General features: G+C 64.5%; 18 protein-coding genes. 8 read left to right on the plus strand and 10 right to left on the minus strand.

Going from position 1 to position 23,479, the window contains the following annotated elements:
- Nucleotides 1-115 precede the first annotated feature (115 nt).
- Both AKL02_RS16035 and AKL02_RS16040 read left to right on the plus strand, forming a co-directional pair.
- A complete protein-coding gene (locus AKL02_RS16035) occupies nucleotides 116-826 on the plus strand; it encodes a response regulator (protein WP_078604711.1) in 711 nt (236 codons plus the stop codon).
- Nucleotides 827-894: 68 nt separating this feature from the next.
- Nucleotides 895-1,371: a hemerythrin domain-containing protein gene (locus AKL02_RS16040; RefSeq protein WP_078520485.1), complete on the plus strand. Its 477-nt coding sequence runs from the start codon at nucleotides 895-897 to the stop codon at nucleotides 1,369-1,371.
- Between the two features lie 155 nt (nucleotides 1,372-1,526).
- Here the strand turns inward: AKL02_RS16040 and aspS are convergent, their stop codons facing one another.
- Nucleotides 1,527-3,305 (minus strand): aspartate--tRNA ligase, encoded by a 1,779-nt coding sequence (gene aspS, locus AKL02_RS16045; RefSeq protein WP_083075780.1) that lies wholly within the window; start codon nucleotides 3,303-3,305, stop codon nucleotides 1,527-1,529.
- Nucleotides 3,306-3,548: 243 nt separating this feature from the next.
- Here aspS and AKL02_RS16050 point away from each other — a divergent pair, with 243 nt between their 5' ends.
- From AKL02_RS16050 to AKL02_RS16060, 3 genes are all read left to right on the plus strand, one after another.
- Nucleotides 3,549-4,787, plus strand: a complete 1,239-nt coding sequence (locus AKL02_RS16050; RefSeq protein WP_078520487.1) for an SAM-dependent methyltransferase — start codon at nucleotides 3,549-3,551, stop codon at nucleotides 4,785-4,787.
- Between the two features lie 182 nt (nucleotides 4,788-4,969).
- Nucleotides 4,970-8,299 (plus strand): carbamoyl-phosphate synthase large subunit, encoded by a 3,330-nt coding sequence (gene carB, locus AKL02_RS16055; RefSeq protein WP_078569938.1) that lies wholly within the window; start codon nucleotides 4,970-4,972, stop codon nucleotides 8,297-8,299.
- A gap of 140 nt (nucleotides 8,300-8,439) precedes the next feature.
- Nucleotides 8,440-9,135, plus strand: a complete 696-nt coding sequence (locus tag AKL02_RS16060) for a porin (protein WP_083075777.1) — start codon at nucleotides 8,440-8,442, stop codon at nucleotides 9,133-9,135.
- A 54-nt stretch (nucleotides 9,136-9,189) separates the two neighbouring features.
- On the opposite strand, the gene AKL02_RS16065 is transcribed toward AKL02_RS16060, so the two are convergent.
- The 4 genes from AKL02_RS16065 to AKL02_RS16080 form a co-directional block, all read right to left on the minus strand.
- Complete coding sequence (locus tag AKL02_RS16065) at nucleotides 9,190-10,020, minus strand: glycoside hydrolase family 25 protein (RefSeq protein WP_078548441.1); 831 nt, start codon at nucleotides 10,018-10,020, stop codon at nucleotides 9,190-9,192.
- A gap of 109 nt (nucleotides 10,021-10,129) precedes the next feature.
- Nucleotides 10,130-10,645, minus strand: a complete 516-nt coding sequence (locus AKL02_RS16070; RefSeq protein ID WP_165756932.1) for an EF-hand domain-containing protein — start codon at nucleotides 10,643-10,645, stop codon at nucleotides 10,130-10,132.
- Nucleotides 10,646-10,738: 93 nt separating this feature from the next.
- Complete coding sequence (locus AKL02_RS16075) at nucleotides 10,739-11,083, minus strand: carboxymuconolactone decarboxylase family protein (RefSeq protein ID WP_078520492.1); 345 nt, start codon at nucleotides 11,081-11,083, stop codon at nucleotides 10,739-10,741.
- A gap of 279 nt (nucleotides 11,084-11,362) precedes the next feature.
- Nucleotides 11,363-13,864, minus strand: a complete 2,502-nt coding sequence (locus AKL02_RS16080) for a GcvT family protein (protein WP_083075771.1) — start codon at nucleotides 13,862-13,864, stop codon at nucleotides 11,363-11,365.
- 369 nt (nucleotides 13,865-14,233) lie between these two features.
- Here AKL02_RS16080 and AKL02_RS16085 point away from each other — a divergent pair, with 369 nt between their 5' ends.
- Complete coding sequence (locus AKL02_RS16085; protein WP_078604718.1) at nucleotides 14,234-15,481, plus strand: PRC-barrel domain-containing protein; 1,248 nt, start codon at nucleotides 14,234-14,236, stop codon at nucleotides 15,479-15,481.
- A gap of 158 nt (nucleotides 15,482-15,639) precedes the next feature.
- Here AKL02_RS16085 and AKL02_RS16090 read toward each other — a convergent pair whose 3' ends face one another.
- Nucleotides 15,640-16,626 (minus strand): 2-hydroxyacid dehydrogenase, encoded by a 987-nt coding sequence (locus AKL02_RS16090; RefSeq protein ID WP_078520495.1) that lies wholly within the window; start codon nucleotides 16,624-16,626, stop codon nucleotides 15,640-15,642.
- Between the two features lie 184 nt (nucleotides 16,627-16,810).
- On the opposite strand from AKL02_RS16090, the gene AKL02_RS16095 reads away from it, so the two are divergent.
- Together AKL02_RS16095 and AKL02_RS16100 are read left to right on the plus strand one after the other, a co-directional pair.
- The gene (locus AKL02_RS16095; protein ID WP_083076181.1) at nucleotides 16,811-17,452 is read left to right on the plus strand and encodes an SH3 domain-containing protein; all 642 of its coding nucleotides are present in this window, start codon (nucleotides 16,811-16,813) and stop codon (nucleotides 17,450-17,452) included.
- 48 nt (nucleotides 17,453-17,500) lie between these two features.
- Nucleotides 17,501-18,385 carry a cation diffusion facilitator family transporter gene (locus AKL02_RS16100; RefSeq protein ID WP_083075757.1) on the plus strand — a complete coding sequence of 295 codons (885 nt, stop codon included), beginning with the start codon at nucleotides 17,501-17,503 and terminating at the stop codon, nucleotides 18,383-18,385.
- A 128-nt stretch (nucleotides 18,386-18,513) separates the two neighbouring features.
- Here the strand turns inward: AKL02_RS16100 and AKL02_RS16105 are convergent, their stop codons facing one another.
- The 4 genes from AKL02_RS16105 to coaBC form a co-directional block, all read right to left on the minus strand.
- On the minus strand, nucleotides 18,514-20,535 hold the full coding sequence (locus AKL02_RS16105) for a M3 family metallopeptidase (RefSeq protein WP_083075754.1): 2,022 nt from the start codon (nucleotides 20,533-20,535) through the stop codon (nucleotides 18,514-18,516).
- Nucleotides 20,536-20,572: 37 nt separating this feature from the next.
- The gene (locus tag AKL02_RS16110) at nucleotides 20,573-21,637 is read right to left on the minus strand and encodes a HesA/MoeB/ThiF family protein (RefSeq protein WP_083075751.1); all 1,065 of its coding nucleotides are present in this window, start codon (nucleotides 21,635-21,637) and stop codon (nucleotides 20,573-20,575) included.
- Between the two features lie 3 nt (nucleotides 21,638-21,640).
- Nucleotides 21,641-22,111, minus strand: coding sequence for a dUTP diphosphatase (gene dut / locus AKL02_RS16115; RefSeq protein WP_083075749.1), 471 nt, complete (start codon nucleotides 22,109-22,111; stop codon nucleotides 21,641-21,643).
- A 127-nt stretch (nucleotides 22,112-22,238) separates the two neighbouring features.
- A complete protein-coding gene (coaBC, locus tag AKL02_RS16120) occupies nucleotides 22,239-23,447 on the minus strand; it encodes a bifunctional phosphopantothenoylcysteine decarboxylase/phosphopantothenate--cysteine ligase CoaBC (RefSeq protein ID WP_083075746.1) in 1,209 nt (402 codons plus the stop codon).
- Nucleotides 23,448-23,479: the final 32 nt, after the last annotated feature.

A 23,479-nucleotide genomic window follows, 5' to 3' on the forward strand; every position in this document is an offset into this window, starting at 1 on the left:
CGCGCAAGCCTTGCGGGGACAGTTGTGAACCCGGCTCGGATTAACCCAGTGTTAGGCAATCTGCGCCCTACTGATCGGACAAGCCAAATCCGATCGCAGCCGAGGGGGCCCCGACATGAGCGACACGATCCCGACCCTGACCCGCATGCCGACGCCCGAACGCCCTCTGACCGGGCTGACGGTGCTTCTGGTGGAAGACAGCCGCTTCGCCTCGGAAGCTGTACGGCTGCTGTGCCTGCGCTCGGGCGCGCGAATCCGACGCGCCGATTGCCTCGCCTCGGCGGATCGGCATCTCAAGACCTATCGGCCCTCGATCGTGATCGTGGATATGGGCCTGCCCGATGGCTCGGGAAGCGACCTGATCGCCGAGATACGCGGGACGCGTGGGCCGCATCCGGTGATCCTTGGGACCTCGGGCGACCCCGACCTGAAAAGCGCAGCCCTCGCGGCGGGCGCGGACGGGTTTCTGGAAAAGCCGATCGAAAGCCTCGCCGTGTTTCAGGAAGCGATCCTGTCGACCCTGCCCGAAGAGATGCGACCGCTCGGCCTGCGCGCGCTTGCCGATCTTGTGATCGCGCCGGACCCGCTCGCGCTGCGCGACGACCTGCAACACCTCTCGGAACTGCTGCGCGACACCAAGGGGGCCGACACGCGCGCCCTGCCCTATGCCGCGCATTTCCTTCATAGCATCGCGTGCTCGGCCCATGATGCGGCGCTGGACGATGCGGCGCAGCGCCTGAGACGATCCGGCGGCCCCTCACGCGAGGATATGACCCGGGTCACTCAGATCATAGATGCGCGGATCGCGGCGGCCGGGGCGTTCTGACGCAGCCGGGAACCGCCCCTCCGACATCGCGTTGCTCAAACAAGTCAACGCAACCGGAGGACAGCCCGATGAGCTCGATCTACGACGCCATCAAGCAAGATCACGACAATCACCGCGCCCTGATGAAGAAGATCGCTGATACGTCCGGCGACAGCGCGGAGCGCACGCAGGCGTGGAATGAGTTCTATTACGACATCAAGTCCCACGCCGCCGCCGAGGAAGAGACCTTCTATTCCAAGCTGATGACCAAAACCTGGGGTCAGGATTCAGCGCGTCACTCGGTCGAGGAACATGCCGAGCTCGACGATCTGCTCGAAGAACTCAACGAGATGGACATGGCGAGCCCCGGTTGGCTGAACAAGTTCCACAAGCTCGAGCATGACTACAATCACCACATGGACGAGGAAGAAGACGAAATCTTCGGCCGCGCCAAGGACGTGATCGACGAAAGCGAGATCGAGAATTACGGCGAGAAATTCCTCGAGCGTAAGAAGAAAGAAATGAAGCTGGTCGACGAGAAGAAGAAAGACAGTCTCGAAGACTGATCGGGATTTGAGGCTCAGGGTGGCTCGGCTTCGGCCAGAGCCCCTTCGCCTTTCCCTTCTGTGCCTTTTGCTTCCTGCACAGCCCTCCGCCGCGAATGACAAAAGGCCCCGCTCCATTCGGAACGGGGCCTTTTAAATGGGTAACCGTGCGAGGATCAGTCCTCTTGCGGCAGAACCCGCAGGCGCAACTCGCGCAGCTGTTCGTTCATCGGCTCCGACGGCGCGCCCATCATCAGGTCTTCGGCGCGCTGGTTCATCGGGAACATGATGACTTCGCGGATATTCGCGGTATCGGCGAGGATCATCACGATCCGGTCGATGCCGGCGGCGCACCCACCGTGCGGCGGAGCGCCGTATTTGAACGCCTTGACCATGCCGCCGAAACGTTTCTCGACTTCGGAGGCCGGATAGCCCGCGATCTCGAACGCCTTGTACATGGTCTCGAGCTTGTGGTTCCGGATCGCGCCCGAGAGGATCTCGTAGCCGTTGCAGGCGAGGTCGTACTGGTAGCCTTTGACCTGCAGCGGGTCGCCCTGCAGTGCCTCCATCCCGCCTTGCGGCATCGAGAACGGGTTATGCGAGAAGTCGATCTTGCCCTCGTCATCGGCCTCGTACATCGGGAAGTCGACAACCCAGGCGAATTTGAACTTGGTCTTGTCGGTCAGGCCCAGCTCTTCGCCGATCACGTTGCGCGCACGGCCTGCGACGCCCTCAAAACTCGACGGAGCACCACCGAGGAAGAAGGCCGCATCGCCCTCGCCCAGACCCAGCTGCGCGCGCACCGCTTCGGTCCGCTCGGGGCCGATATTCTTCGCCAGCGGGCCTGCGCCTTCGAGCGAGCCATCCTCGCCCTTGCGCCAGAAGATGTAGCCCATGCCCGGCAGGCCCTGTTCCTGGGCGAACTTGTTCATCCGGTCGCAGAACTTGCGCGAGCCGCCCGTGGGGGCCGGGATCGCACGAATCTCGGTGCCATCCTGTTCGAGCAGTTTCGCGAAGATCGCGAAGCCCGAGTCGCGGAAGTGATCGGAGACCACCTGCATCTCGATCGGGTTGCGCAGGTCAGGCTTGTCGGAGCCGTATTTCAGCATCGACTCGGCATAGGGAATGCGCGGCCAGTTTGGATCGACTGTACGACCGTCGGCGAATTCCTCGAACACGCCCTGGATCACCGGCTGCATCACGTTGAAGATGTCTTCCTGCTCGACGAAGCTCATCTCGACGTCCAGCTGGTAGAAGTCGGTGGGCGAGCGGTCGGCGCGCGGGTCTTCGTCACGGAAGCACGGCGCGATCTGGAAATACTTGTCGAAGCCGCCGACCATGATCAGCTGCTTGAACTGCTGCGGCGCCTGCGGCAGCGCGTAGAACTTGCCCGGATGCAGGCGCGACGGCACGAGGAAGTCGCGCGCGCCTTCGGGCGACGACGCGGTGATGATCGGCGTCTGGAATTCGTTGAAATCGGCGTCCCACATGCGTTTACGCATGGATTTCACGACGTTGGAGCGCAGGATCATCTTGTCATGCAGGCTCTCGCGACGCAGGTCGAGGAAACGATAGGCCAGACGGGTCTCTTCAGGATATTCCAGCTCGCCGAAGACCGGCAACGGCAGCTCCTCGGACTCGCCCAGGATTTCGATGTCGCGGACATAGACCTCGATCTCGCCGGTCGGAATCTTCGGGTTGATCAGGCTCTCGTCGCGCAGCTTCACGGTGCCGTCGATGCGGATCACCCATTCCGAGCGCGTTTTTTCCATCGTCTTGAAGGCGGGGCTGTCGCCGTCACAGAGCACCTGCGTCATACCGTAATGATCGCGAAGATCGATGAAGAGCACCCCCCCGTGATCGCGCACGCGATGGACCCAGCCCGCAAGGCGGACGGTCTCACCGGCGTTGGCGGCGCTCAGATCTGCGCAGGTATGGCTGCGAAAGGCATGCATGGGAGGCTCCCCGGATCGAGAATTGCGTATAGTCGCGCCGATACACCCGTTGAGCGCGCAAAAGTCAAGCTGTGCGGAGGCACACAGACCCGTCTCGAGCTGTTCACGCGCGCGTGGCTCGAAAAAATGTAAATTTTCGGTTAACTTCAGAGACAACGGGAACTTTGGTAATTTCACAAAGGTTGCCGTCATGAAGGCTAACGCTGGAGCCTGCCAAGCCCCGGCATGATCCGGAGAGACCATATGAGAGCTTGGGACTCGCTTCTCGACCGAATGTTGCGCCACCTGATCCGCAGGGGCACGCTCGAACTCGTCTATTCGGACGAGACGCTCAGACGCTACGGCGACGGCACCGGAGACCCGGTCCGCGTCACCATCGAAAACCCCGACGTGACGCGCAGGATTGTGCTGCGGCCCGACCTCGGCGTCGGCGAAGGCTATATGAACGGCGACTACACGATCGCGAATGACGATCTGCGTGGCTTCCTCGCGCTTGCGATCCGCAACCAGACCGGTTCGGGCATGCCGTGGTTCGAGAAACCGCGCGAGGCGAGCCGCTTCTTCGGACGCCGCTTCGCCCAGTTCAACCCGGTCAACAAGGCGCGCACCAATGTGGCGCATCACTATGACCTGTCGGGCGAGCTGTATGACCTCTTCCTCGATGAGGACCGGCAATATAGCTGCGCCTATTTCGAGCGCCCCGACATGACGCTGGAAGAAGCGCAGGAGGCGAAGAAACACCATATCGCCAAGAAACTGCTGATCGAGCCGGGCATGACCGTTCTCGATATCGGCTGCGGCTGGGGCGGCATGGCGCTGACGCTGGCACGCGATTTCGGCGCGAACGTGGTGGGGGTGACGCTGTCCACCGAACAGCACGCGCTGGCCCGCAAACGGGTGAAAGAGGCCGGCCTCGAAGACAAAATCGACATCCGCCTGACCGATTACCGCGATGTGACCGACAAGTTCGACCGGATCGTCTCGGTCGGCATGTTCGAACATGTGGGCGTGCCGCATTACCGCGAGTATTTCTCGAAGGTGCGCGAGCTACTCAAACCGGGCGGCGTCTCGCTGATCCATTTCATCGGACGCTCGGGCCCCGGTGGCGCAACCGCCGATTTCATCACGAAATACATCTTCCCCGGCGGCTATTGCCCGGCCATGTCCGAAGCGTCGAACGCGGTCGAGCATGAAGGCCTCATCACCACCGACCTCGAGGTCTGGCGGCTGCATTATGCGGAAACCCTGCGCCATTGGTGCGATCGGTTCGAAGCGAATATCGACAAGGCCGTCGCACTTTACGACGAGCGGTTCTGCCGGATGTGGCGCTTCTATCTCGTGGCGTCCGAGATGGCCTTCCGCCATGGCGGGCAGGTCGTGTTCCAGTATCAGCTGGCCCATGAGGTGGGCGACGTGCCGCTGACGCGCGACTACCTCTATCGCGACGAAGACGAACAGGAACATCGGCTGGCCGCCGAGTAAGTCGACCCCTCCCTAACCGGGCTGAAATCAGGCTGCGCTCCTCCCGGTGCGCGGCCTGACAGACTTGGGCGCACGCCCTCGCGTCACCCTGCAACCCGGCTATCGCGTCCTGACCCTCTTGCGACGCCTGACCCTTTGCGTATAAAGCGCCTCAATTTGCGCAGTGACCAGAGGGGATTCCCATGCCGAAGAGAACAGACATCACGTCAATCCTCATCATCGGCGCCGGGCCCATTGTGATCGGGCAAGCCTGCGAGTTCGACTATTCGGGCGCACAGGCCTGCAAAGCCCTTCGCGAAGAAGGCTACCGCGTCATCCTCGTGAACTCGAACCCCGCGACGATCATGACCGATCCGGGGCTCGCCGACGCCACCTATATCGAACCGATCACCCCGGAAGTCGTCGCCAAAATCATCGAGGCCGAGCGCCCCGACGCGGTGCTGCCGACGATGGGCGGCCAAACCGGCCTGAACACCGCGCTGGCGCTGGCCGATATGGGCGTGCTGGAGAAATTCGGCGTCGAGCTAATCGGCGCGAACCGTGACGCGATCGAGATGGCCGAAGACCGGAAGCTCTTCCGCGAGGCAATGGACCGGATCGGCCTCGAGAACCCGAAAGCGACCATCGTGTCCTCGCCCAAGCGCGAGAACGGCACCTATGACGTCAACGAGGGCGTGCGTCAGGCGCTGCTCGAGCTGGAGCATATCGGCCTGCCCGCGATCATCCGCCCCGCCTTCACGTTGGGCGGCACCGGCGGCGGCGTCGCCTATAACCGCGAAGATTACGAGCGCATCTGCCGCTCGGGCCTCGACGCCTCCCCGATGAGCCAGATCCTCGTCGACGAGTCGCTGCTGGGCTGGAAAGAATTCGAGATGGAGGTCGTGCGTGACAAGGCCGACAACGCCATCATCGTCTGCGCCATCGAGAACGTCGATCCGATGGGCGTCCATACCGGCGACTCGATCACCGTCGCCCCCGCGCTGACGCTGACCGACAAGGAATATCAGATCATGCGCAACGGCTCGATCGCCGTGCTGCGCGAGATCGGCGTGGAGACCGGCGGGTCGAACGTGCAATGGGCGATCAACCCCGAAGACGGCCGCATGGTCGTGATCGAGATGAACCCGCGCGTGTCGCGCTCCTCGGCGCTGGCTTCCAAGGCCACCGGCTTCCCGATCGCCAAGATCGCCGCGAAGCTGGCCGTTGGCTACACGCTGGACGAACTCGACAACGACATCACCAAGGTCACGCCCGCCTCGTTCGAGCCGACCATCGACTATGTCGTCACCAAGATCCCGCGCTTCGCCTTCGAGAAATTCGCAGGCTCCAAGCCCGAACTGACCACCGCGATGAAATCGGTGGGCGAGGCAATGGCGATCGGCCGGACCTTCCACGAATCCGTGCAGAAAGCGCTGGCCTCGATGGAGACCGGCCTCAGCGGCTTCGACGAGATCGAGATCGAAGGCGCGCCCGAGAAAGCAGCCGTCATCAAGGCGATCTCGCAGCAGACGCCCGACCGGATGCGCCTCATCGCACAGGCGATGCGCCACGGGCTGAGCAATGACGAGATCCAGCACGCGACCTCCTTCGACCCGTGGTTCCTCGCCCGGATCCGCGAAATTGTCGAGGCCGAGAACGAGATCCGCAAGAAGGGCCTGCCGCTCGACGAGAAGGGCCTGCGCAATCTCAAGATGATGGGCTTCTCGGATGCACGTCTGGCCACGCTCACCGGCCGCGACGAAGCACAGGTCCGCCGCGCCCGCCGCAACCTCGGCGTCACCGCGGTCTTCAAGCGCATCGACACCTGCGCCGCCGAATTCGAGGCGCAGACGCCCTACATGTACTCGACCTATGAAGCCCCCGCGATGGGCGAGGTCGAATGCGAGGCACGGCCATCCGACAACAAGAAAGTCGTCATCCTCGGCGGCGGTCCGAACCGGATCGGCCAGGGGATCGAGTTCGACTATTGCTGCTGTCACGCCTGTTTCGCGCTGACCGATGCGGGTTACGAGACCATCATGGTCAACTGTAACCCCGAGACCGTGTCGACCGACTACGACACCTCGGATCGCCTGTATTTCGAGCCGCTCACGCTGGAGCATGTCCTCGAAATCCTGCGGGTGGAGCAGGATAACGGCACGCTGCACGGCGTGATCGTCCAGTTCGGCGGCCAGACGCCGCTGAAACTCGCGAACGCGCTGGAGGCCGAAGGCATCCCGATCCTCGGCACCACGCCCGACGCGATCGACCTCGCCGAAGACCGCGAGCGGTTCCAGGACCTGCTCAACCGTCTGGACCTGAAGCAGCCCGTCAACGGCATCGCAAGCTCGGACGAGCAAGCCTTCGAGATCGCGGGCCGCGTCGGTTATCCGCTGGTGATCCGCCCCTCCTATGTGCTGGGCGGCCGCGCGATGGAGATCGTGCGCGACCTCGATCACCTCAAGCGCTACATCAAAGAGGCCGTGGTGGTCTCGGGCGATAACCCGGTGCTGCTCGACAGCTATCTGGCGGGCGCAATCGAGGTCGACGTGGATGCGCTCTGCGACGGCGAAAGCGTCCATGTCGCGGGCATCATGCAGCACATCGAGGAAGCCGGCGTCCACTCGGGCGACTCGGCCTGCTCGCTGCCGCCCTACTCGCTGAGCCCCGAAATCGTGGCCGAGCTGAAGGTGCAGACCGAGAAGATGGCCAAGGGCCTCAACGTGGTCGGCCTTATGAACGTGCAGTTCGCGATCAAGGACGGCGATATCTACGTCCTCGAGGTCAACCCGCGCGCCTCGCGCACCGTGCCCTTCGTCGCGAAAGCCACCGACTCGGCCATCGCGTCGATCGCAGCGCGCCTGATGGCGGGCGAGAAGCTGTCGGCCTTCCCGGCACGCCCGCCCTACCCCGAAGGCGTCGGCCCCGACACGCCGCTGCCCTTCGCCGATCCGCTGACTCTGGCCGATCCGCAAACGCCGTGGTTCTCGGTCAAGGAAGCCGTGCTGCCCTTCGCCCGCTTCCCGGGTGTCGACACGCTGCTCGGCCCGGAAATGCGCTCCACCGGCGAGGTGATGGGCTGGGATCGCGACTTCCCTTCGGCCTTCTGGAAAGCCCAGCTCGGCGCGGGCACCGTGCTGCCCGAAAGCGGCCGCGTGTTCTTCTCGATCAAGGACTCCAACAAGACCGACGATCTGGCCGAAGCCGCCGCCTCGCTGGTCTCGATGGGCTTCACCATCGTCGCGACCGGCGGCACCGCCGCATGGCTCGCCGAGCATGGCGTGGAAAGCGAGAAGGTTCTGAAGGTCTATGAGGGCCGCCCGAACATCGTCGACCGGCTGAAGAATGACGAAATCGACCTCGTCTTCAACACCACCGACGGCAGCCAGGCGATCTCGGACAGCCGCGACATCCGCGCGGTCGCGCTCTATGACAAGATCCCCTATTTCACCACCGCCGCCGCCTCCATCGCCGCCGTCTCGGCGATCAAGAGCCGCAAAGAGGGCGAAGTGAGCGTGCGTTCGCTGCAATAAGCGACGGATACAATTAGAGAAATGATGTGACTCGCGGAACACGGTTTCCGCGAGTTTCTTTTTCAACCCGGGGGTGATCTTGCTGCGCCTCGGTGGCTCACGCATGGCTAAAGCCTAAAAACAATTTCATGAGGCAAGTTATGAACAAATGCGTTTTCGCAGCCGCGGTCCTTTTCGCGGCACTCCCCCAGATTTCCAGCGCGGCTGAAATCACCGGCGGCACCGTCGGCATCGGCTTTTCGCAATTCACCGATGACGGCGATCTCGACAAGACCTCGGCCACCGGCTCGCTCGAAGTCGGGTTCAACCGGCAATTCTCGCTGCAAGGCGATCTGGCCTTCGCGAGTTTCGGCGCAAGCGACACCGACGCCAACAACGTCGCACTTCACGCGATCTACCACGCCGGTCCAGCCACCTCCTTCGGCGCCTTTGCGGGCCACGACCACGCCGAAGGCGCAGGGATGGATTACTATGGCCTCGAAGCGGGCCATTCCTACGGCCAGTTCGGCGGCGAAGCCTATGTCTCGCACGCCAAGGAAGACGGCGTCAGTGGCAACCTGTTCGGCCTGTCGGGCCGCTATGCAGTCAACGACGTGTTCGGCGTGACTGCGGGCTATGACCATATCGACCTCGAGAGCTTCGACGCGAACCGCACGCAGATCGGCGTCGACTACAAGCTCGGCAATGTGACGCTGAGCGGCGATTTCGGCCATGCCGATGGCGACGAACTGGGGTCGAGCAACTACGTCTCGGTCGGCGCGACCTTCGCCTTCGGTCCGCAGCGGCGCACCACGTTCAAGCAGCGCGATCTGATCCGCGTCATCCCCGGTCTCTGACCGCGACGCGCTTGCAGGGGAAAGGCGGCCTTTCGGGGCCGCCTTTTTTTATGCTCACGCCCGCTGCGCCCGCCGCGCGAGCCAGCTTTGCCACGCGGCCGGAGAGCCCGCGAAGGCGTTCATGTCCACGTTCCCCGGCACGCCCGGCACGACACCCGTGCCGCTATACTGCCAAAAGCTCCAATCGGCGCCGGGGTAGCGCTCCATCGGGTGCGCGGTGACCGAGCGCAGCCACATCTCATAGCCCGAGAAGCGCGACAGGTCGTTGTCCCGCCAGAAATCGATCGTCGTGTAGATCACCGGGCGCGTGCCGTAATGCCGCGTCAGGGCCGCGAGGAAGCGGTGCATCTCGGCGCGGGTGACATGGGCCGCAGGACGACGCTGGCAGGTGCGCGAGGTGTGGTTCCACTCGATATCCAGCACCGGCGGCAGATCGCCCCGGCGGCGCGGCACGTTGCGGATATACCAATCGGCCTGCTCTTCGGGGGAGCGGCAGAAGTAATAGAAGTGATAGGCCCCGACCGGCACGCCCGCCGCCCGCGCGCGGGTCGCGTTGATGTGGAAACCCGGATCGGAGTGATCGCCCCCTTCGGTCGCCTTGAGCCACGCGAAGGACACCCCCGCCGCGCGCGCCCGGCGCCAGTCGATCTCGCCCTGATAGCGCGCCGCGTCGATCCCGTGGACCGGCAACCGCGCCGGCGCCAGACCTTCCCAATCATGCGGGTCGGTATCGCCGAAGCGCGCGGGAATGCCGCTCGCCCGGTAGTTCGAGGCCGACAACACTGCCGGACGCATCAGTTTGGCCTGCTTGCCGCTGGGCGCGCCGCCGCAGCCCGCCAAGGTCAAGGCTGCGCCCGAGACGAAGAACCTGCGTGAAATCCCCATGCTCACTCCCCCGTGATTTTTTCCCAGCCTCTCATGCAAACGCCCGCCTGTCATCGCTGACAGGCGGGCGTCTTTTGACATCGGCGAGGCTTCGCCTAAGAGGGGTCGCTCAGCTCCGGGGGCCGAAATCAGCCTTGGTCAGCACGCCATCACCGTTGCGATCGCGCATCGCGAACCACTGATCGGTGCCACCCACAAATTCCGCGCGCGAGATCACCCCGTCGCCATTCGCATCGAAGGCCCGCAGCCCCTCGGCGGTCGGGATATCGTGGCCCGCGCGCATCGCGTTGCGGCCCTGACCCTGTCGCTTGCCGGGCCCCTGCCCCATGCCCTCGGGCATCTGATGCCCCGGACCTTTGCCAGCCTCGCGCTCCATCTCCTTATGCTCGTCGATCATCGCGATCTCCGCGACGGAGTAAGTGTCATCCTCGTTCGCGTCGAACATCGTGAAAATGTCGCCGCGCCGCTCGCGGGCTTCTGACAGCGTGACGCCGCCATCGCCATCGAGATCCCATTGCACGAGGAATTCCTGCCCCGGCACCGGGGCGGTTTGCGCGAAACCCGGAGCCGCACCGAGCAGTAGTGCCGCGGCAAGCGGCGCGGCGAGAGGAGCAAAGCGTTTCATCTGTCTGTCCTTCATGAGATTTGTCGTGAATGAAACGAAACGGCCCGCGCCTTTCCGGCGCGGGCCTGACAACATGTCGCAGAGCGGGGCCGCTCAGCCTTTCGCAGCGGCCAACTCGTCCCAGCAGCCCAGCGCGTGACCGGCATACATCACACCCGGGCCACCGCCCATCTGGATCGCCATGGCCAGCACGTCGCCCAGCTCCTCGCGCGTGCCGCCCGCCTTCATCAGCGCCTCGACATGGAACATGATGCAGGGCTCGCAACGCAGCACGACCGCCATGCCGAGCGCGATGAATTCCTTGGTCTTCACATCGAGCGGCCCGTTCTCCTTCACCGCTTTCGACAGCACGCCAAAACCGCCGACAGCGTCGGGGATCGTCTTGTTCATTACGCGCAGCTCGTTGCGCATCTCGTCGATTTTCGCCTTGTAGCTCATCGCAGGTCTCCTTCGCATTTCGTCCCTCGCGGCGTGACACGGGGCGCGGGCGAAATCCTTGACCTGCGTCAACCCAAAGGGATGGCGCTGCGTGATGTGACCAAAGTTGAGGGGGCTCCGCCCCCGGCGCGGAACGCGCGCCTCCCCCGGGATATTTTCACCAAGGCGAAGACCGCAGAGTTTCCCCCTTCGCCTTGGCGCGAATATCCCGGGGGGTGAATTCGCGCAGCGAAAAGGGGGGCAGCGCCCCCCTTCTGCGGTCTCAATCGATAGACAGGCTCAGCCGTCGACGCGGATTCGCGCGTTGCTCGGATCGTGCGGGCTGTCCTCGGCCACTTCCGCCGGGTAATCGGCCCCGAGGATGCGCACGCTCAGCTTTGTGCCCGGCTCGGCCAGATTGGGGCGCACATAGCCCATTCCGATCTGCTTGCCGAAGGCCACCGACCAGCCGCCCGAGGTCAGACGCCCGACACGCTCGCCACCCTGTTTGATGACTTCCTTGCCCCAGGGATCGGCATCGTCCGGCCCGTCGATCAGAAGCGTCACGCATTTCGAGCGGATGCCGGTGTCGAGCATCGCCTGCTTGCCGGTGAACTCCTTCTCGAGGTCGATGAAGCGGTCGAGACCTGCTTCCTGCGGGGTCGCATCGCGGCCCAGCTCATTGCCGAAGGCGCGGTAGCTCTTCTCCTGACGCAGCCAGTTCTGGGCGCGTGCGCCGACGAGCTTCATGCCGTGCTTCTCGCCCGCCTCGACCAGCAGATCCCAGAGGTAGCGGCCGAATTCGACGGGGTGATGCAGTTCCCAGCCCAGCTCGCCCGTATAGGCCACGCGCACGGCACGGACCGGGCACATGCCCAGCTCGATATTGCGCATCGAGAGCCACGGGAAGCGCTTGTTCGACAGCACCGTCTCCGGATAGGCGTCCTTGACCACCTCCTGCAGGATCTTGCGGGCATTGGGGCCTGCCAGCGCGAAGACGCCCCATTGCGTGGTCACGTCGTGGCAATCGACATAATCGCCGCCCGCGGCGCGGAAATCCTCGATCGACTTGCGCAGGAAGTCGCCGTCGTAATCGGTCCAGGCGCCCGCCGAGATCAGGTAGTACTCGTCCTCGGCCAGACGCACGATCGTGTATTCGGTGCGGGTCGTGCCGGCTTCGGTCAGCGCGTAGGTCAGGTTGATCCGGCCCACTTTCGGCAGCTTGTTGCAGGTGAAGGCATCGAGGAAGGCGGTCGCGCCGGGGCCACGCACCATATGTTTGGTGAAGGCGGAGGCGTCGATCAGACCGGCGGTGTCGCGCAGCGCCTCGGCCTCGGCCTTGGCATATTGCCACCATTCGCCGCGCCGGAACGATCGGCTGTCGTGGTCGAAGCTCGAGGGCGCATCCTTGGGGCCGTAATAGTTCGGGCGTTCCCAGCCGTTGGTCTGGCCCATCTGCGCGCCTGCCGCGATCTGGCGATCATAGGCGGGGGCGGTGCGCAGCGGACGGCAGGCTTCGCGCTCTTCATCGGGGTGGTGCAGGATGAAGACGTGCTCGTAGGCCTCTTCGTTCTTGCGCGCCGCGTATTCGGTGGTCATCCACGAGCCGTAGCGCTTGGGATCGAGCGAGGCCATGTCGATTTCGGCTTCGCCTTCGACCATCATCTGCGCGAGGTAATAGCCGGTGCCGCCCGCAGCCGTGATGCCGAAGGAGAAGCCTTCCGCCAGCCACATGTTGCGCAGGCCCGGCGCGGGGCCGACCAGCGGGTTGCCATCGGGCGTGTAGCAGATCGGGCCGTTGAAATCGTCCTTCAGGCCGACTTCCTCGGAGGTCGGGAGGCGATGGATCATCGACATGTATTCTTCTTCGATACGCTCCAGATCGAGTTGGAACAGATCGGCGCGGAAGGTCTCCGGCACATCATAGAGGAAGCGCGCGGGCGCGTTGCGCTCGTAGGGGCCGAGGATCCAGCCGCCGCGTTCCTCGCGGACATACCATTTCGCATCGGCATCGCGCAGCACCGGGTGCTCGGGGTTACCCTCGGCGCGCCATTTGACCAGCGCCGGGTCGGCGTCGGTGACGATGAACTGGTGTTCGACCGGGATCGCGGGAATCTTGATGCCCAGCAGGCGCGCGGTGCGCTGCGCGTGGTTGCCGGTGCAGGTCACGACGTGTTCGGCGCGGATTTCGATCTCTTCGCCGGAGCCGACGAGGTTGCCGCCCTTCTCGACCATCTTCTCAAGCGTCACGACCCATTCCGAGCCGGTCCAGCGATAGGCGTTGACCTGCAGCTTGCGCGCGATCTCGGCGCCGTGCTGACGCGCGCCCTTGGCCATCGCCTGCGTCACGTCGGCGGGGTTGATATAGCCGTCCTGCGGGTGGAACAGCGCGCCTTTGAGGTCTTCGGTGTTCAGGAGCGGCCAGCGCTCCTTCATCTGCGCGGGCGTCAGGAACTCGTGATAGACATCCGCGGTCTCGGCGACGGAGGAATAAAGCTTGTATTCGTCCATCCGCTCTTGCGTCTGCGCCATGCGCAGGTTGCCCACGATCGCGAAGCCCGCGTTCAGCCCGGTCTCGGCTTCCAGCGTCTTGTAGAAATCGACCGAGTATTTATGGATGTGGGTCGTCGCGTAGCTCATGTTGAAGAGCGGCAGCAGACCCGCCGCGTGCCAGGTCGAGCCCGAGGTCAGCTCGTCGCGCTCGATGAGCAGCGTGTCCCAGCCTGCCTTGGCAAGATGGTAGGCGACACCGCACCCGACTGCGCCGCCACCGACGACCAAAGCTTTCACATGGGATTTCATCGCGGGGCCTCCTTGCCGATACGGACGTAGGGGCAGATTGACCCTCATATTCGCAAACGCAATCCGATCCGGGCGACATTCGCGCGACAAAAACGACAAAAGCGCACGCGCGGCGCTTCGGGGGCGCGGCGCCTGCTCGGTGGGGCCCGTTTATGAAAGCTCAAGCCCCATTGGATGCGCGCAAACCCGGTGATGACGCTTCCGTGAGGCGAGTCGCGAATCCGTGTTTGGTTCCCACGATTTGTAAAAATTTTTCCCCTATTTGCACAGGAACTGTGCGCCGTTTCACCAGTTCTCAGACCATCAGAGGCCGGGGAAACCGGAAACCGGGACCGACGCGCCTCACTTAAAACGAAAGGGAGACGAGATATGAAAAAGCTCATCACCACTACCGCCATCGGCCTGATGCTTGCCCTGCCCGCACATGCCGAAGACAAAGCAAATGCAAACGCGACGGCTGAAGCCAACGCGAACGCTTCGGCCAACATGTCGGGCGACATGTTCATGAAGTCGATTCCGGATTCCTTCAACGCCTCGGGCCTCATGGGCAAGCGCGTTTACATCTCGAAGGACAAGGTCGACGCGAAGACCGCGATCAACGAAGCGCAGGACAGCTGGGATGACGTTGGCGAAGTCAGCGACGTCGTGATCGGCACCAACGGCGAAGTTGATGCCGTCCTCGTCGACGTGGGTGGTTTCCTCGGCATTGGCGAGAAAACCGTCGCGATCTCGATGGATTCGCTCAACCTGATCCCCGATGGCGACACCGACAATTCCTATTTCGTCGTCGCTCAGGGCAGCAAGGACCAGCTGGACCAAGCGCCGAAATATGACGCCGAAATGCAGACCGCGTTCAGCGCGGACGCCAATGGCGACATGAACGGCAACGGCGAAGACATGCAGAACGCCGATGCGTCGCAGAAGATGGATGAGGCTGGCGACAACGCCGAAGCCGCTGCTACCGCGACCGCCGCTGCTGCAGGCGCCGCTGCGAACGAAGCTGCCGACAAGACCGCTCAGGCTGCCGATAACGCAGGCGAAGCGATGGACAACGCCGCCGAGAACACTGCCGACGCCGCTCAGAACGCCGCGCAGGAAACCGAGCAGGCGATGAACAACGCTGGCGACAAGACCGAAGAGATGGCGAAAGACGCCGCTCAGAACACCAAGGAAGCTGCAAACGCGACTGGCCAAGCCGTCGAGAACGCTGCTGACAACGCTGGCGAAGCGACCAAGGAAGCCGCGAACGAGACCGGCAACGCGATCGACGACGCTGTCGACAGCACTGCCGCTGCCGTGGGCACCATGGGTCAAGCTGACCAGGAAGACGGCCAGAAGGTCGATATCGCTTCGGTCGCTCCCGACACGCTGCGTGGTGAAGGCGTCTATGGCCCGAACGACGACAAGGTCGGCGACGTGTCCGAGCTGGTTCAGGGCAATGACGGTAAAGTCTCGGGCGTCGTGATCGACGTGGGTGGCTTCCTCGGCATTGGCGCCAAGCCGGTCGAAATCAAGGCGAGCGAGCTGACCGTTCTGCAGAACGACACCTCGATCACCGTGCATACCGGTCTGACCGAAGAGCAACTGAAGAAGCTTCCGAAATACGAAGCGAAGTAATCTTCGGATGATGTGACGGAGAGCCGGGGGCTGCCCCTGCTCCCAGCGAAGGCCCCGGGCGTGTCCCGGGGCCTTTCGTCATTGCTGGACCGACTCAACCGAAGCCCAAATGAAAAGGCCCCGGATCTCACCGGGGCCTCAAAACAGTTTCGCGCGGATCAGGTCATCGACGGCACGACCAGATCCGGCGGGCGGTGCCCGTCGGCGAAGGTCTTGATGTTGACCAGAACCTTCTCGCCCATCTCCACGCGCCCCTCGACGGTGGCCGAGCCCATATGCGGCAGCAGCACCACGTTCGACAGCTCGCGCAGCCGCGGATTGACCTCCGCGCCATGCTCGAACACGTCGAGACCGGCCCCGGCCAGCTCGCCCGCGCGCAACGCCCGTGTCAGCGCGTTCTCGTCGATCACCTCGCCCCGCGAGGTATTCACGATCACCGCCTCGGGCTTGAGCATCTTCAGCCGCCGCGCATTGAGCAGATGGAAGGTCGACGGCGTATGCGGGCAGTTCACCGAGATCACGTCCATCCGGCTCACCATCTGGTCGAGACTGTCCCAGTAGGTCGCCTCCAGCTCCTCCTCGATATCGGGGTGAACCTTGGTGCGGTTGTGATAGTGGATCTGCATCCCGAAGGCCTTGGCGCGCCGCGCCACCGCCTGACCGATCCGGCCCATGCCGAGAATGCCCAGCCGCTTGCCGCCGATGCGATGGCCCATGAAGGCGGTGGGCGCCCAGCCCTCCCAATTGCCCGCCTGCATATGCGCGAGCCCCTCGGGAATGCGCCGCGTCACCGCGAGCATCAGCGCGATGGTCATATCCGCCGTGTCATCGGTGACGACGCCCGGCGTGTTCGACACCAGCACCCCACGCTGACGCGCCGAGGAAACGTCAATGTGATCGACCCCGGCGCCGTAATTCGCGATCAGTTTCAGACGCTCGCCCGCCTGCGAGATCATCGACGCGTCGATCCGGTCGGTCACGCAGGGCACGAGGACATCGGCGCGTTTCATCGCCTCGACCAGCTCCTCCCGGCTCATCTTGCGATCGTCGTGATTGAGCTCGACCTCGAACAATTCCTTCATCCGGGTCTCGACGACCTCGGGCAGGCGTCGCGTCACGACAACACTCAGGCGCGGTGCAGGCATCTCGGTCCTCTCCTCTCTTCCATCGCGGGGCGGTTGGATGCAAACTGCCCCTCAACGCGGGCAGGCACAAGGCCCGGCAAGAGCAGTAATGGCCGAAATCGACATGGGAGCGCAATTTTATTGCGCGCCGGATGTTGCAGACCCGCGGATCAGCCAGCGGGCGGGCCGGGATATGAGGCGGACGATGACGGGCAGCAAAATCCTCGCGGCGGTATCCTCAATTGCGATTCTGGTCGGCGCAATCTGGAGCGTGTCGGGCAATGCCTCGGGCGCGCAGTCGAAATCGAACGCCCCCGCCGCTCAGCCCGCTGCAACCAGCCAGACCACCAAGCCGCAAGCGAAGCCTGTGGCCAAGCCCGCCCCCAACGGCCCCGACGTGCAACTGGCGAAACCCCAGCGCCGTGGCCCGGTCACCCACCTGCCGATCCCGCGCTATGTCTCGCTCAAAGGCTCCAAGGGCAATGTGCGTCGCGGGCCCTCGCTCTCGCACCGGATCGACTGGGTCTTCACCCATCCCGGCATGCCGCTGAAAGTCACCGCAGAGTTCGGCCATTGGCGGCGGGTCGAGGATAACGAAGGTCAGGGCGGCTGGATTCACTACACGCTGATTTCGGGCGTGCGCAACGTGATCGTCATGCAGGACATGGTGTCGCTTCACGCCCGTCCCGACCCGAAATCCGCAGTCACCGCCAAGGCACAGGCCGGCGCGATCGCGGGCCTCGGCGCCTGCACCCATGATTGGTGCGAAATTGAGGGCTCGGGCGCGGATGGCTGGCTGCCGAAAACCGAAATCTGGGGCGTCGACCCCGACGAGACCCGTGACTGAGACGCTCACCTGCGCTAGAGGATCGGCGCAAAGGTAGAGACGGCAGCGATGGCCTATAGCGAAAACGAACACCGGATGAACACCTCGGCGGGTCTGGCCTCGGTCGGCACCGCAGCACTGCTCGTTGCGATCAAGGCCTGGGCGCTGTGGCAGACCGGCGCGCTCTCCGTGGGCGCCTCGCTCGCCGACAGCGCGGTGGACCTGCTGATCTCGGGCGCGGGGCTGCTCGCGATTCTCTATGCCGCGAAGCCCGCCGATGACGATCACGCCTTCGGGCATAGCTCGGCCGAAGACCTCGCAGCCCTCGGTCAGGCGCTGATCGTGCTGGGCGCGGGCATCACGATCGGCATCACCGGCGTTCAGCGCCTGCTGGCCCCGACCCCGCCCCCGCTTGCCGCCGAAGGTATTGGGATCGCGGTCATGGTCGCCTCTGCGGGGATTACCTTCGGCCTGATATGGTGGCAGGGCCGCGTGGCGCGCAAGACCGGCAACAAGGTCGTCGCCGCCGACCGGCTGCACTATGTGGGCGATCTGCTGCCGACACTGGGCGCGATCCTCGCGCTCTGGCTGTCACATGCGTTCGGTTGGGGCGACGTGGACAGCATCGTCGCCCTGATCGCCGCCGCGATCATGCTAGCCGGCGCGGCGAAGATCTTCATTGGCGCATGGCACGCCCTGATGGACCGCGCGGCCCCTGACGACGTGATCGAAGGCATCGCCAAGATCGCCCGCAACTGGCCCGGCGTGCGCGGCTTCCACGATCTCAAGACCCGCACCGCAGGGGCACAGATCTTCGTGAACCTGCATATCGAACTCGACGGGGATCAGACGCTGGAAGAGGCCCATGACATCGGCGCCGCGCTCAAACGCGCCATCGTCGAGGCCTATCCGCAGGCCGATGTCATCATTCATAAGGACGTCTATCGGGGCTAAGCGCGGAGGGGGCGCTGCCCCCACGGCTTGCGCCGCCCCCCGGGATATTTTGGCCAAGAGGAAGGCAGATCGTCCTGCTTCCAACTGCCCTAAATATCCCCGCCGGAGGCTCCGGCATCACCAGCCGCTCAGGCGGCCGGATCAAGCAGCCCGCGGCCCTTAAGAAGCGGCTCCACCCCCGGCATCTTGCCCCGGAACTCGGTGTAAAGCTCCTCTGGCGGCCGCGAATTGCCTGCGGACAGCACGAAGCGTTCGAGCTTCGCCGCCGTTTCCGGGTCGAACACGTCGCCTGCTTCCTCGAAAGCCTCGAACGCATCGGCATCCATCACCTCGGACCACATGTAGCTGTAATAGCCAGACGAGTAGCCGTCGCCCGAGAAGACATGGGCGAAATGCGGCGTCGCGTGGCGCATCCGGATCGCATGCGGCATGCCGATCTCGCGCAGCACCTCGGCCTGTTTCGCCATCGGGTCTTTGGGGGCCGCACCCTCGTGGAAAGCCAGATCGACCAGCGCCGAGCCGAGATATTCCACCGTCGAGAAGCCCTGATCGAAGGTGGCAGCCCCTTTCAGCTTCTCGCGCAGCTCCATCGGCATCGGCTCGCCGGTCTTGTAATGGCGCGCGTGCTTTTCCAACGTCTCGGGCACGTCGAGCCAATGCTCGTACAACTGGCTCGGCAGCTCCACGAAATCGCGCGCGACCGAGGTGCCGGAGAGGAACTGATAGGTCACATCCGACAGCATCTGGTGCAGCGCATGGCCGAATTCATGGAACAGCGTGCGCGCGTCGTCATGGCTGAGCAGCGCCGGATCGCCCTTCGCGAAGTTGCACACGTTGACCACGATCGGCACTGGCGCGCCGCCGAGCTTGCGCTGCGAGCGCATCGCCGAGCACCACGCGCCAGAGCGTTTCGAACCGCGCGCGAAATAATCGCCCAGGAACACGGCCAGCACGTCTCCCCCGCGCGAGACCTCCCAGCCGCGCACGTCGGGGTGATAGAACGGCCCGTCGATCTCCTTGAACTCCAGCCCGAAGAGCCGGTTCGCCGTATCGAAAGCCGCGCCGATCATCGCGTCGAGCGAGAGATAGGGCTTGATCTGCCCCTCGTCGAAATCATGCTCTGCCACGCGGCGCTTCTCGGCATAGTAGCGCCAGTCCCACGGCTCCAGATCACCGTTGATTCCGTCGGCATGCATCATCTCGGCCAGCTTCGCGGCATCAGCCTCGGCAGCAGCCTTCGCAGGCTCCCAGACCCGCATCAGAAGGCCGCGCACGGCCTCGGGCGTCTTGGCCATCTCGGGCTCCAGCTTGAAGGCTGCGAAGCTCTCGTACCCCAGAAGCTTCGCGCGCTCCTCGCGCAGCTTCAGCACCTCGGCGGCGATCTCGCGATTGTCGGTCTCGCCCCCGTTTGCCCCGCGCGACGTCCAGGCTTCATAGGCGATGCGCCGCAATTCGCGATTGGGCGAGAATTGCAGGAAAGGCACGATCAGCGAGCGCGAGAGCGTCAGCACCGGGCCGTCCTGCCCGCGCTCCTTGCCCGCCGCGCGGGCGGTGTCGATCACGAAGTCAGGCAAACCTTCCAGCTCATCCTCGGCCAGCGGGCGGAACCAGCCGCTCTCGTCGGCCAGCAGGTTCTGACTGAACTGCGTGGTGATCGAGGCGAAGCGCTGCTTGATCTCGCGCATCCGTTCGGCCGCCTCCCCTTCCAGCGCCGCGCCCGACCGGGTGAACATCTGGTAATACTGCTCCAGAAGCCGCGCCTGCTCCGGGCCAAGCCCGAGGCTTTCGCGGCTCTGCCAAAGCTGGTCGATCCGGGCGAACAGCGCGGTGTTCATCGTGATCTCGGAGGAAAACGCCGCGAGCTTCGGCGCCAGATCGCGCATCAGCTCCTGCCGTGCTGGCGTCGCATCGGCACCGGCGAGGTTGTAGAACACGCCCGCGACCTTCTCGAGCGCCTCTTCCGCCAGCTCCATCGCCTCGATCGTATTGGCGAATGTCGGGGCGTCGGCGCTATCTGCGATCGCCGCGATATTGGCACGCGCCTCGGTCAGCGCCGCGTCGAACGCAGGCGCAAAATCGGCGTCGGAAATCTCAGTGAAGGGCGGCAGTTTGTAGGGGCCGGTCCAGTCGGTGAGAAGCGGGTTGGTCATGGCGGGTCTCCTTTGCATCGCAAGCTAGGGCGCGTGCTCAGGATTGACCATCCCCTGCCCCGTGAACTTCTCCGCAAACCGCGCAATCGGCGCGCCGTTTGACGCCGAACTGACGGCTCTCGCCCCAAAGCGCGTCATAGATCATCAGCCGCCCGCGCGCCGATTGGCCCGCGCCAGTGATCTCCTTGATCGCCTCGGTCGCCATCATCGAACCCACCACGCCCGGCAACGCGCCCACCACGCCTGCCTCGGCACAGCTCGGCGCGAGCCCGGCGGCTGGCGCTTTGGGGAAGACGCAGGCATAGCAGGGCGCACCCTTCGCCGGATCGTAGAGCGACAGCTGCCCTTCCCATTGCGTGATCGCGCCGGAAATCAGCGGCGTGCCGGTCGCCACGCAGGCCGCGTTCACCAGATAGCGCGTGTCGAAATTGTCAGTCCCGTCGAGAACGAGGTCATATTCGGCGACCAGCCCTTCGGCATCCTCGGCGCTCAGGCGACGGTTATAGGGCAGCACCTCGATATGCGGGTTGAGCGCCAGCATCGCCTTTTGCGCGGAGAAGACCTTGGGCATCCCGAGATCGGCATCGCGATGGATCACCTGCCGCTGCAGGTTGGAATTCGAGACGATATCGTCATCCACGACCCCGATCCGCCCCACCCCAGCCGCGGCGAGATACAAAAGCGCGGGCGAACCCAGCCCCCCGGCCCCAACCACCAGAACCTTAGCCTGCTTGAGCCGCTTCTGCCCCGGCCCGCCGATCTCGCGCAGCATGATGTGGCGCGCATAGCGATCCAGTTCGGCCTCGGAAAAGCTGCCCGGTTTGGGCGCGGGCGCCTCGGGCTCCTTCGCCTCGGCTTTCGCCCTGATCGCCCCGAGCATCCGGCGATAGATCAGCACCAGTACGACCACCACACCCAAGCCGATCCAGCCCGCAAGCGAGCCGCCCAGAACGCGCCCGAGCGGACCAAACCCGGGGATGGGAAGATGCGCGATCACCAGCGCCGCCCAGATCAGCACGAGCATCCCGAAGATCGCACGCGCGGAGGCCTTGAGCACCAGCCCGAGCCCCACGATCGCCGCCATCAGAACCAGTCCGAGCATCGCTCAGCCCTTGCCGGTCGAGCCGAACCCGCCCGCGCCGCGTGCCGTGTCGCCCAGAGCGTCCGTAACCTCGAAGCGCGCCTGCACCACCGGGGCGACGATCGCCTGCGCGATGCGGGCGCCATGCTCGATCAGGTAAGCCTCAGTGCCGAGATTGATCAGCAGCACACCCAGCGGCCCGCGATAATCGGCGTCGATCGTGCCGGGCGTGTTAGGCAGGCTGATCCCGTGTTTCAGCGCCAGCCCCGAGCGCGGCCGGATCTGCATCTCGAACCCTTTGGGGATCTCAACGCGCAGCCCGGTCGGAATGATGGCACGCTGCATCGGCGCGAGTGTGATCCCGCCCGCGCGATTCTCGGGGGCGAGATTGGCGCGCAGATCCGCCCCGGCGGCGCCGTGGGTCTCGTAGCGCGGCAGCGCGATCTCGGGATCGGCCCAATCCTCGCGCAGAACCTTGATGATCGGTGTGCTCACGTGTCTCTCTCCTGCCCGATGTCGCGCGGGCGTCAAATGCGGATGCCTCCGGCGGGGATATTTGGACCAAGCCGAAAGAGGCGCGCTTCGTTTCGGCTTGGCATAAATATCCCCCGCGGAGCGTCCCTCAGGCGCCAGCCGCGCCCAAGCTTTCTGCGATGCGCGCAGCCAACCGCCGCGCGACCTCTTGCTTGCCCATCCGGTCCCAGCTTTCCGCGCCGGTCTCGTCGATGATCGTCACCGCATTCTCGGTCCCGCCCATGATCCCGGTCGCAGGGCTCACGTCATTCGCGACGATCCAGTCGCAGCCCTTGCGCGCGCGTTTGTCGGCCGCAAACCGCGCGACATCGTGGGTCTCGGCGGCGAAGCCCACCACGAGGCCCGGTCGCCCTTCGCCCATCTTCGAGACGGTGGCGAGGATGTCGGGGTTCTCGGCGAATTCGAGCGCGGGCGGCGCGCCGGTGCCGTCCTTCTTCATCTTCCGTTCGGCCGCGTTCGCCACGCGCCAATCGGCCACGGCGGCCGCGAAGATCGCTGCCTCGACGGGCAGCGCGGTCTGCACCGCGTCCAGCATCTCGCGCGCGGTCTCGACCTTGACCACCCGCACGCCCGCAGGCGGCGCAACCGTCGCAGGACCGGTGACGAAGGTGACAGTCGCGCCGAGGTCCCGCAGCGCCCCGGCAATCGCCGTGCCCTGTGCGCCCGACGAGCGGTTCGCGATATAGCGCACCGGGTCGATCGGCTCATGGGTGGGCCCAGACGTCACGAGGATATGGCGGCCCTTCAGCGGACCGTCCGACAGCGCGGTATCGATCGCAGCAAGGATCGCCTCGGGTTCGATCATCCGGCCCTCGCCGAACTCGCCACAGGCCATGTCGCCCTCGGTCGGGCCTGCGAAGATCACGCCATCGGATTTGAGCGTCGTGATATTGCGCTGCGTTGCGGGGTGCTCCCACATCCGCACATTCATCGCGGGCGCGATCAACACGCGCTTGTCGGTCGCAAGCAGCAGGGTCGAGGCGAGATCATTGGCCAGACCGTTCGCCATCTTCGCCATCAGATCGGCGGTGGCGGCCACGACGACTACCAGATCGGCGGCACGCGACAGCTGAATATGACCGATCTCGGATTCATGCGTCAGATCGAAGAGGTCGGAATGAACCGCCTCACCCGCAAGCGAGGAGACGGTCAGCGGCGTGACGAACTCGGCCCCGGCCTTGGTCAGGACCGGGCTCACCGAGGCCCCTGCCCCGCGCAGCAGACGGATCAGCTCGGGCGCCTTGAAGGCCGCGATACCGCCGCCGATGATCAACAGGATGCGTTTGCCCGCAAGCATTTGCCTCTCCGTGAAACTCTCTCAGATGGTCT

The sequence above is a fragment of the Thioclava electrotropha genome, assembly GCF_002085925.2.
Taxonomy (GTDB): Bacteria; Pseudomonadota; Alphaproteobacteria; order Rhodobacterales; family Rhodobacteraceae; genus Thioclava; species Thioclava electrotropha.

Coding starts and splice junctions, on each gene's coding strand:
- AKL02_RS16035 (WP_078604711.1), top strand. CDS start 116: ATGAGCGACACGATCCCGACCCTGACCCGCATGCCGACGCCCGAACGC.
- AKL02_RS16040 (WP_078520485.1), top strand. CDS start 895: ATGAGCTCGATCTACGACGCCATCAAGCAAGATCACGACAATCACCGC.
- aspS (WP_083075780.1), bottom strand. CDS start 3,305: ATGCATGCCTTTCGCAGCCATACCTGCGCAGATCTGAGCGCCGCCAAC.
- AKL02_RS16050 (WP_078520487.1), top strand. CDS start 3,549: ATGAGAGCTTGGGACTCGCTTCTCGACCGAATGTTGCGCCACCTGATC.
- carB (WP_078569938.1), top strand. CDS start 4,970: ATGCCGAAGAGAACAGACATCACGTCAATCCTCATCATCGGCGCCGGG.
- AKL02_RS16060 (WP_083075777.1), top strand. CDS start 8,440: ATGAACAAATGCGTTTTCGCAGCCGCGGTCCTTTTCGCGGCACTCCCC.
- AKL02_RS16065 (WP_078548441.1), bottom strand. CDS start 10,020: ATGGGGATTTCACGCAGGTTCTTCGTCTCGGGCGCAGCCTTGACCTTG.
- AKL02_RS16070 (WP_165756932.1), bottom strand. CDS start 10,645: ATGAAACGCTTTGCTCCTCTCGCCGCGCCGCTTGCCGCGGCACTACTG.
- AKL02_RS16075 (WP_078520492.1), bottom strand. CDS start 11,083: ATGAGCTACAAGGCGAAAATCGACGAGATGCGCAACGAGCTGCGCGTA.
- AKL02_RS16080 (WP_083075771.1), bottom strand. CDS start 13,864: ATGAAATCCCATGTGAAAGCTTTGGTCGTCGGTGGCGGCGCAGTCGGG.
- AKL02_RS16085 (WP_078604718.1), top strand. CDS start 14,234: ATGAAAAAGCTCATCACCACTACCGCCATCGGCCTGATGCTTGCCCTG.
- AKL02_RS16090 (WP_078520495.1), bottom strand. CDS start 16,626: ATGCCTGCACCGCGCCTGAGTGTTGTCGTGACGCGACGCCTGCCCGAG.
- AKL02_RS16095 (WP_083076181.1), top strand. CDS start 16,811: ATGACGGGCAGCAAAATCCTCGCGGCGGTATCCTCAATTGCGATTCTG.
- AKL02_RS16100 (WP_083075757.1), top strand. CDS start 17,501: ATGGCCTATAGCGAAAACGAACACCGGATGAACACCTCGGCGGGTCTG.
- AKL02_RS16105 (WP_083075754.1), bottom strand. CDS start 20,535: ATGACCAACCCGCTTCTCACCGACTGGACCGGCCCCTACAAACTGCCG.
- AKL02_RS16110 (WP_083075751.1), bottom strand. CDS start 21,637: ATGCTCGGACTGGTTCTGATGGCGGCGATCGTGGGGCTCGGGCTGGTG.
- coaBC (WP_083075746.1), bottom strand. CDS start 23,447: ATGCTTGCGGGCAAACGCATCCTGTTGATCATCGGCGGCGGTATCGCG.